The sequence below is a fragment of the Novosphingobium silvae genome (assembly GCF_009856825.1).
GTDB classification, from domain to species: domain Bacteria; phylum Pseudomonadota; class Alphaproteobacteria; order Sphingomonadales; family Sphingomonadaceae; genus Novosphingobium; species Novosphingobium silvae.
The window spans coordinates 1-8,847 of record NZ_WVTD01000045.1 but is presented as its reverse complement, the minus strand read 5'-3'; the positions used below and the strand labels follow the sequence as shown (position 1 = coordinate 8,847).

The 8,847-nt window shown below is 58.4% G+C and carries 9 protein-coding genes and 1 pseudogene; 7 read left to right on the top strand and 3 right to left on the bottom strand.

Features of this window, described 5'->3' with window-relative positions:
• From GR702_RS22505 to GR702_RS21630, 5 genes and pseudogenes are all read left to right on the top strand, one after another.
• A pseudogene (locus tag GR702_RS22505) lies at positions 1-389 on the top strand (hypothetical protein); the annotation flags it as partial.
• Positions 383-1,138 carry a hypothetical protein gene (locus GR702_RS21645; protein WP_160987589.1) on the top strand — a complete coding sequence of 252 codons (756 nt, stop codon included), beginning with the start codon at positions 383-385 and terminating at the stop codon, positions 1,136-1,138. The pseudogene GR702_RS22505 and the gene GR702_RS21645, both read left to right, overlap by 7 nt.
• Positions 1,139-1,200: 62 nt before the next feature.
• Positions 1,201-1,641 (top strand): hypothetical protein, encoded by a 441-nt coding sequence (locus tag GR702_RS21640; RefSeq protein ID WP_160987588.1) that lies wholly within the window; start codon positions 1,201-1,203, stop codon positions 1,639-1,641.
• Between the two features lie 25 nt (positions 1,642-1,666).
• Positions 1,667-2,377: a DUF2971 domain-containing protein gene (locus tag GR702_RS21635; protein ID WP_160987587.1), complete on the top strand. Its 711-nt coding sequence runs from the start codon at positions 1,667-1,669 to the stop codon at positions 2,375-2,377.
• Positions 2,374-3,363 (top strand): DUF4238 domain-containing protein, encoded by a 990-nt coding sequence (locus tag GR702_RS21630; protein ID WP_160987586.1) that lies wholly within the window; start codon positions 2,374-2,376, stop codon positions 3,361-3,363. Before GR702_RS21635 ends, GR702_RS21630 begins: the two co-directional genes overlap by 4 nt.
• 363 nt (positions 3,364-3,726) lie before the next feature.
• On the opposite strand, the gene GR702_RS21625 is transcribed toward GR702_RS21630, so the two are convergent.
• Entirely contained in the window at positions 3,727-5,805 is a 2,079-nt protein-coding gene (locus tag GR702_RS21625; protein ID WP_160987585.1) for a TonB-dependent receptor plug domain-containing protein, read from the bottom strand.
• A gap of 88 nt (positions 5,806-5,893) precedes the next feature.
• On the opposite strand from GR702_RS21625, the gene GR702_RS21620 reads away from it, so the two are divergent.
• Both GR702_RS21620 and GR702_RS21615 read left to right on the top strand, forming a co-directional pair.
• The gene (locus GR702_RS21620) at positions 5,894-6,397 is read left to right on the top strand and encodes a homogentisate 1,2-dioxygenase (RefSeq protein WP_202408428.1); all 504 of its coding nucleotides are present in this window, start codon (positions 5,894-5,896) and stop codon (positions 6,395-6,397) included.
• Between the two features lie 71 nt (positions 6,398-6,468).
• A complete protein-coding gene (locus GR702_RS21615) occupies positions 6,469-7,356 on the top strand; it encodes a cytochrome-c peroxidase (RefSeq protein ID WP_237449880.1) in 888 nt (295 codons plus the stop codon).
• A gap of 276 nt (positions 7,357-7,632) precedes the next feature.
• Here GR702_RS21615 and GR702_RS21610 read toward each other — a convergent pair whose 3' ends face one another.
• Complete coding sequence (locus GR702_RS21610) at positions 7,633-8,007, bottom strand: PIN domain-containing protein (RefSeq protein WP_237449879.1); 375 nt, start codon at positions 8,005-8,007, stop codon at positions 7,633-7,635.
• A 126-nt stretch (positions 8,008-8,133) separates the two neighbouring features.
• Positions 8,134-8,592: a helix-turn-helix domain-containing protein gene (locus tag GR702_RS21605; protein WP_160987584.1), complete on the bottom strand. Its 459-nt coding sequence runs from the start codon at positions 8,590-8,592 to the stop codon at positions 8,134-8,136.
• Positions 8,593-8,847: the final 255 nt, after the last annotated feature.

The window sequence follows — 8,847 nt, the reverse complement described above, 5'->3', positions numbered from 1 at the left end:
TATCTGACCACGACACGATCAGATCCGCCTGCACATCACCATCACGTCGCATCGCCATCGTCGCTGACCGCCTTCTTTCCGTATCCAGGCTGAATCAGATCACACCGACTTCGTCAACGCGCTGTTACACCATGCTGGCAGAGCCAAAGATTGCATGCTGGGCAGTACCAGCCTTCGCCTGGAAGCGAATTGCCAAGGAATGCGGGCTTGAGAGCAGTTGGGCTCATGATGAACGAAGGCAAGAGGTTCAGACTTGGACCTATGACCCGCAGCTTCTCGGCGAGAACGGGATGGCTGACCGAATCTCGCTCTATCTGAGCACCCGATATGAACCCGATGAAAGAGTCGCGCAGGCGGCCGAGCAACTTCTGGAGTCCTTTGGATGGTAACTGGCGTCGATCGCTTCCGTGCCCATTTTTCGGAGCATGAACATCAATATGTCCTGATCGGCGGTGCTGCGTGCGAACTGATCATGGACGAGGCCGGCCTCGATTTTCGCGCGACCAAAGATCTGGACATTGTCCTGATCGTCGAGGCACTCGACCATGCTTTTTCTGAGGCTTTCATGGCCTTTGTCGAGGCTGGAGGATATGAAATCCAGCAGCGGAGTGAAGGTGAGCGGATCTTGTTTCGTTTCGCCAAACCAGCCGTCGAACAGTGTCCCGCGATGCTGGAGCTGTTTTCCAACGCCCCGGATGGCTTTGATATAGCGCCCGGCGCCCATCTCACGCCGATTCCCATTGCGGAGGAAGCCGCCAGCTTGTCCGCCATCCTTCTGGACGCGGATTACTACAAATTCCTCAAAATGATGGCGCGGCCCCTGGATGGCATCCCGGTTCTGGACGAGGCCGGTATCATTCCCTTCAAAGCTCGTGCCTGGCTAGACCTCAGCCGCCGACAGCTTGAAGGCGAGAAAATTGATAGCCGCGATGTAAAGAAGCACCGCAACGACATCGCGCGCATGTTGCAGCTACTGAGCCCAGAGGCCAGCTATGACCTCCCGGATGCGATCAAGGCCGACATGCGGACCTTTGTCGAAGGGCTGGTCTTACAGGATGATTTTGTACCCCAGCAATTTGGTGTCGCGATGACAAAGGATGTCGTGATCGATCGCTTGCGCAGCGTCTACAGGCTCTGAAATCGAAACCCATAGCCACCGCGATGTCGCGCGAACCTAAATAAAAACGAAGAGGGTATCATATGATCGTTCTCAGTTTGGCCGGGCTGACACTTGACCTGGCCGGCGTCATGTTACTGGGTTTCGATCTTGTCAGGATACAGCGCAATCTCAGGCGACATGCAGAAGATCGGCTGTCTTCACTGCATGATGTTGCGGAAGCGGCCGGTGGGGTAGACGCATTCTTGAGAAGCGTTTCGGGCGATTTTCGGGAATATTATCGCGATGAAGGGCGCTACCTGCCGTCCGATGGCACGTTTGACCATCAATCAGCCGAGCAGAGCTTCGATGAGGTCAAAGGTAGCATCGCGGATTTGGCAGGACATCTTGGAACCATGGCCGGAATGCTTGTCGCCTCCCTAGAAAGCGATCGCGAGACAGCCGGGATGTCTCTTCGATATACTTATATCGGGATAATACTCATCGTAGCCGGTTTTGTCCTGCAAATAGTAGGATATTTCTGACCCACCCTTTATGGACCACGAGATTATGGCGACGATCGAAACATTTGCCCGCCCAACATGGCTGTATCGGTATCGTTCTATCGGTTCTGGGCTATTGAACGGCACCCCTGCCGGAGAGAAGAAATTCACCGAAGAGATGGATGCGATCCTGAACGGCTACGTCTGGTGCGCGCGTTACAAGAGCATGAATGATCCGATGGAGGGCCTCTATAAGGCCAGCAGCAAGGTGAAAAAGCACGCGCAGTATAATGATTTCATTAAAAGTCTGCGTAATGAAAAACTGACCTTGGGGATCGCCTCGTTTTCTGAAACATGGAACAATGAATTGATGTGGGCGCACTACGCCGATGCGTTCCAGGGCATGTGCATCTGCTATTCGATGCCAGCATTACTCAGTGGGATGCCCGAGGAAAATTCTTTCGCGCGCATTGCCTATGGCAACAAGCCTTATTATCTCGCGCTTACTGGCATGAAGAATGATTTTGAACGTAGCCGGGCCGTACTTTCAACCAAGCATTTGAGTTGGGCCTATGAGCGGGAATGGCGGCTGTTCTCGCCAACGGTGGGTAAAGCTCCCCATGCCCCAAACGCCATCAAATCTATCTATCTGGGCGCCCGCGTCAGCAAGAAACTCCGCGACACGTTGCTTGAGATGGTCAAGCCATTCGATTTGCGGGTGCATACAACAGAGGCCGATGGCTACAATATCGTCAAGAAGCGGACCTATGAAGCATGACCTCTGATGAAAATGGCGGCGCTCGCAACCATCATTTTGTGCCACAATTCTATCTGAAGGGTTTTGCCCGGCCACGTTCGAAAGATGGTAGGCTGACAGTGTTCGATCTCAAAACTCGCAAGAGTTTTGCGACACGTCCGCGCAATGTCGCCGCGCGGCGTGACTATAACCGCATTGAGATCGAAGGGCAGGATCCCAATGCCATCGAGAGCCAGCTAGCTTTGATTGAGGCTGATGCCGACCAAGCGTTTCGCCGGATCATAGGGGCTCAATCGATCGACGATGCCGATGACTTCTCGTTCGTACTTATGCTTATCGCGAGAATAGCTTTGTCGAATCCATCGTTTCGCGAACAACGCGATAAGATGATCGGTCAGATCGGATCGATGATGATGCGAAACATAGTCGCCACGCCTGAACGCTGGGCTGCGGTGACACAGCAGGCTGGAGAGGAACTTCCTGGCGAGGTGATCCCGTACGAAAAGATGCGCGCAATAGTAGAAGGTGGAGGGCTGACCGTCGGTGCTGCGCAAGAGGCGCTGATCGAACAGGAGGTTGCCTTGTGGCCCGCGATCATGCCGCTGCTAGAGCAGCGGAAATGGACACTGCTAATCGCCCCTCCCAAATCCACCGGATTCATCACATGCGATCGCCCATTTTCGCTTCAGGAGAATATTCCGAGCCCGAGTCGCAGCCCTTACGGCGTCGGGCTCGGTTGCGCCGATACGACCATCATATTTTCCATTAGCCACGATTTAGCCGTGGTAGGGACTTTCGAACATGGTGGGACGACAAGCGTCGTCACCGAGCAGATTGTCGCCGCCGTGAACTTCCAGATGCTCCAGGCAGCCATGCGGCAGATATACGCACCCGCCGATTTTTCGATCAACGATATTGGACCCAAGGTCAGTCTATTCTCGCAAAGCGAACTGTGGCGACGAATACGTGAACGCTCGGTTGAGGAAGGATCGCAACCTGACCGCTGACCTTTCCCCCTCAGAGGCTCGCGGTCTTTTCGGGGTCGTAGTGGCGCACTCAACCCTTTGATCTTGCCATTCTCCGCCGCGCTATCTCCTCACACCAAGCAGGAATCGTATCGTAGGTCGGCATTGGATCGTCCGCAATGACAGCTGGCGTATGTCCATAACCCACACCTGTCTTCTTCACGGCCGATCTTGAGTGGCTTGATTGTGAAACCTGCCAGTCGGCTTCTGGGAAGTATAAATTGCGGGCTGAACGGCCGAAAAGGGTCGGCTGCGATGGGCAGGGCTTGGGACTAAGCCGCCGTCCGCAATGGCTTAGACGAATGGCGGCTCCGACCGGAAGCCGCCATTCTGTACAAGGTCTCGTCAGTATCGCGCCCGTACAACAGCGAAGAAGCTGCGCCCAGCCTCAGGGAAACCGTCCGTCAGCGTGTAATACTCGTCAAACAGGTTGCGCGCGCCGATGCCCATGGACAATTGCTCGGTGAGCGCGAAGTCAGCACGAACGTCGGTGCGGACATAGCTGCCCGTGCGGTAATAGACCGGGGGCGACGCCGTGGTGACAGTGGTGCGGTTGGAGGCGAACTCGACACTGGGCGTCAGCTCCAATCGCGGAATCGGACGCCAGCTCGCGTAGACGAACCCCTTGTCCGACGGCACGTCGGTCAGCGCGAATGCGGGGATGACGACACCGGTCTGGGGGCTGATCGCGAAGTCTCGCTTGATGTGTGTATAGTTCGCGCCAACGTCGAGCGTCGGGCCGACCCGTGCGACGATCCCGATTTCGGCCCCATAATAATCGGCCGAACCCAGGTTACGACGCTGGGCCGTGTTTGCCGGGAAACCTGCTGGGCGCACCGCCACAATCGCGTTGTCGATGTCGCTGTAGAACAGCGCGGCGGTTACGGTCAGCGCGCCGATTGAGTGGCTGCCACCAAGCTCGTAATTGGTCGCACGCTCGGCTTTGAGGCCGGGGTTCGATGCGGCGGTTCCGAACTGCGTCGAGAAGCGCTCGAACAGCGTCGGGAAGCGGGCGCGCGATGAGATGCTGCCATAGACCCGGCTGCTCTCAACCGGCTTCCACTCAATGCGCCCCTGCGCGTTCCAGGCATCGGCATTGCGCAGCGGATAGCTGAAGATGCGCGCCGCGCCGCCCGTAGGCGGGGTGCCATATTCCTTGGCACGCGAGAGGTTTCGCCAATCATAGCTCGCACCCAGCGTCAGGGCGACGGTCGGGGTCAGGTCACGGGCATATTCACCGGCGATGCTGTACGTGTCCTCGACGCTACGTTGGCGGGGTTCGGTGAAGCCGGTCGGGAAGCTTTGCTGAAACTCGTAATGCTGATCGCGGCGATAGTGGAAGGCGACCGACAGTCTGTCCGCATCGGTCGGACGAAGCGCAACCTCGGCCGAACCGCCCCACGATTCATCCTCATAGTAGCTGTTGAACGCGCGGGCGCGGGTCTGTGTGGTCTGCGTGCGATCGTCGAACGCGCTGAGCAGGTTATTGAAGGTGTTACGATAAACGCGTGTGCGGAGCGTCGCGCGGTCTCCCAGCGCGGTCGTCGAGAGGAAGTAGATGCTTTCGATGTTCCAGTAGGGCCAGCTCCAGTTGCGCTGGGTGCTGATCGGATCGGTAGTGTGGAGGGGGGCGTTCTTCTCGCCTTCCTGGCGGGTGTAGCTCAGCGAATACTCGTCGGTAGCGTTCGGAGTGAAACCGACTTTGGCGTTCACGCGCCAGTCGCGCGTCGCCGAGAAGTCACGTGCGCCGCCGTTCTCGTTTGCGGTCGGCGTGAAGCTGCCCGGCAAATCCCAATGGTCGGTATCGTTGATCGTGTAGCTCGCCTGCGCGTACCAGCGATCCTGCCGCGTACCGATGAGGCCGAAGGCATTGTAGCCGCCATAGTCCACTCCGCGATCGAGATTGAGCTGAGCGCGGCCTTCGATCTCTAATGCCTTGGTCGGCTTGCGGGTGACGAGGTTGACGGCGCCACCCATCGCACCGGGGCCATCCAGCACCGACGCATAGCCCTTGGCCACCTGAAGCTGCGCCACGTCAGGCGTCAGGAAGCGGCCATAGTCGAGCCGGTTGTCGGCGGGCAGATAGACGCGGATGCCGTCGATCGACACTGGCACCTGGAACCGATCGAAGCCACGCACAAACAGCAGCCGCTCGTTGCGCGACCCACCGCTGTTACCGGCGGTGACGCCCGGGATCAGGCTCGCAGCCTCATCAAGGGACTGACGATCGAACTTGTAGATCGCCTCTTGGCCTACTGCCTCGCTGCCGATCTCGACACCTTGCGGAAGCACGCCGTTGACGACGATCTCACCCAGCCGGAAACTGTTGTCTTGCTGGTCATTCGGCGCATGCGGCGTATCCTGAGCAAACGCGGGCATAGCAGACGAAGCAAGCAACATGACTGCGGTCAGCGCATAACGCATCATTATCCCCCTGTGAGATTGATCCGCCTGTTCCCTCAGGCGAACAATCTATATACGATCAAATATAGAGCCTGGGCCTTTGGAGGAAATGCAGCAGATGTTCAATGCCTTGATTGCTGCCATATTGATGCAAGCGCCCGCCGCCACGAACGACGCCTGCCCCGCTGTCGTCGCTCCGCCTGCTGAGCTATCAGGCTGGGCTTCGCCACGCCCGCTCGATGCAGGACGCGACGAGACGCACGCGGCGATGCTGACGCCGGGTGTCGCTGTTGCGGCGCGGCTGCCGTCCACACGAAACGTGCGCTACGTTATGCGACCGGAAAAGCCGGGCGGTTCGGTCAGCTATGGAGGTGTGTTCGCCTTCACCGTCGCCACTCCGGGGCGCTATCGTATTGCGCTGGGCTCGGCCGCATGGATCGATGTCTTGGCGCAGCGCAAGCCCGCAGCGTCTGTCGCGCATGGTCATGGCCCTGCCTGCACCGGTATCCGCAAGATGGTCGATTTTGACTTGGCCGCAGGACGTTATGTGCTTCAGATTGCGGGTAACGGCTCCGCTAATTTACCGCTGATGGTGACTAAGCTACCAGCGTGATCCGATGGACGGCGCTGGCGCTCTCGGCACTAACCCTGACTGCCGCAGCCGCCGTTTCTTGGCAGTGGGCATTGCCGGCGGGGGTCGCCGCGCCGATCGTTCCCACTAACAATCCGATGTCGGCTGCCAAAGTCTCGCTCGGCCGGCGACTTTTCTATGACGCGGACCTGTCGATCGACGGAACCATGTCGTGCGCGAGTTGCCATGAGCAGAAGCACGCCTTTGCGGACGGCAACGCAACCCGGCCCGGCGTCCACGGCGATGCAGGACGCCGCAACGTGCCGGGCCTAGCCAACGTTGCATGGTTGTCGAGCCTGACCTCGGCCGACCCTCGCGTCACGACGCTGGAAGCACAGGCTGCGATCCCGATATTCGGACTGACGCCGGTCGAAATGGGAATGCATGGCCGAGAGCGGGAAATCCCCCGCCGCCTGTCACGCGATGCCTGCTACCGCCAGCAGTTTCGCGCCGCCTTCCCGGATCGTAACGGACAGATAGACATGACCAGCGTTGCAATGGCGCTGGCGAGCTTCGAGCGCAGCATGGTGTCATTCGACACCCCCGCCGATCGCGGCTCGATGCTACCAGACGCTACGACGGGCAAGGTTGTATTTGCGCGCGCTTGCGCCTCTTGTCATTCAGGCCCCCATTTCACCGATAGTCGGTTCTATGCGATCCTGCCCGTCAATCCGGCGGATCGCGGTCTGGCCGAGGCAACGGGGCGACCGGCTGACGAGGGGCACTTCCGCACGCCGCCGCTACGCAACGTCGCTGTGACTGGGCCGTGGTTCCACGATGGGTCCGCTCGGACGCTCCGCGAAGCGATTGATCGCCATCGGGCCGCTCTGGATTCCGACGAAACAACGCAAGTTCTGGCATTTCTAGAGGCGCTGACCGATCGCAATTTCATCGAGAACCGAAACTTCGCCTATCCCGACAATCCTTGCGGCAAAAAATGAGATTCCTTAATCTCAACGATCATCGAGATTTAGCGTCAGCTATATGGGTAATCAGGCTCCGAACCGGACGGTCGCCTATCGGCCATTCAAGGCTTTCTGAATGGGAAAAGCTGCCGGTCCGCACTTGGGAGCGCAAAACCGACGGCTGAATGACCGACAAGGGTCGGAGAAGTTGGAGGCGGGCCTTCAGATCGAACTGAGGTGGGGAGTGAGGACCGAAGCTGTTTCGAGCAGGCCGTTGGCTTCTAGCGCCCGTAGAAGATCTTCAGGGGACATTTAAGGTCGCTTCAGGCGCTCCCGCATTTTCCGGATGGCGGCGATCACCCCTCCCTCTTCCAAGGCAATGGTGTCGGCAATGAAGCCGTCAGGGCTTCGTGCCTCGATGTTGAGGTGGCCGCAGATGGCAGCTGAATCTTTCAGGTTCTCGGTGACGAGAGCTTGGGCTTGCGTTTTGAGGGCAGCCGCGATGACGTGTTCGTCGCCAGGGTCGGGCAAGCCAAACTGAGCGCCACCAGTCAGCTTGAAGTCTTCAACCATGGCCTCCGGGAACGTCGTCTGCATGGCCTTTACCGCTTGCACCCCTCGCGCCTCAGGATCATCGAGATCGCGCTCTCGCGCCATCTTAATTATGGCTGCTTTGGTCTCGTTCAAAATGGGTCTGACCAGCGGATGCGAAAAAAATCGGCTTCAGCGCGCGACAGCAGCAAATTGCGTCGCCAGACACTGACGGGCGTACAGGCATCAATGGAGGGCTGTGTAACGGTTGGCAAACACGGTTCAGACCAAGTCCGCATCACCGCTGATGAGTTCGTCAAGGGTCCGCGAACGCTCACCATCGCGCTGCGCCTGGTAGCGGAACACGTCATCGGCCTGGATACGGCAATGTCGTCCTATCGGAGTGTGAGGCATTGCCTCCTGCTTGAGCAGCTTGATTAGGTATGGACGTGACACATTGAGGAGGTCGGCGGCTTGCTGCGTCGTCAGCATTTCCTGGATCGGTACGAGTGTCACCGCGCTGCCGCTGCCGATATGGCGCAGCAATTCAAGAAACAGGTCAGACATGGCGGGAGTGAGAGTAGTTTCGACCGGCTTCTTCGATTCCGTCTCCTGGATACGCAAGGTTGCTCCTCCCGACTTTCGGGCAGCAAGCATGCGGCGAAGCTGGTTCGCAATCTGACGGTCATCAGCCGACGGCATATGGCCGCCGAACGGCTCTGAATGCGCAGGCAAGGTCATTTGACCTCTCCGTGGTAAAGCAGTTCAGTAGCGTATATTCGAAATAAACGCACCGAAAATTGGTTCCCTTGGGGTGGGGTGAACCTTCCCATCTGCGGTCGAATCCGCTGGTGCCGGTCATCGGGCCCTCTTAGCAGCCCGCTGCCGAAGTCGATTTTTCGGGACGGCGCTCAGCCCGGCCCCGCAGACATGATGATCAGCAGCACGCCGGCTTCGGCTGCGACTTGGCCGACGAGGGCGAAGATCAGCGCGTTT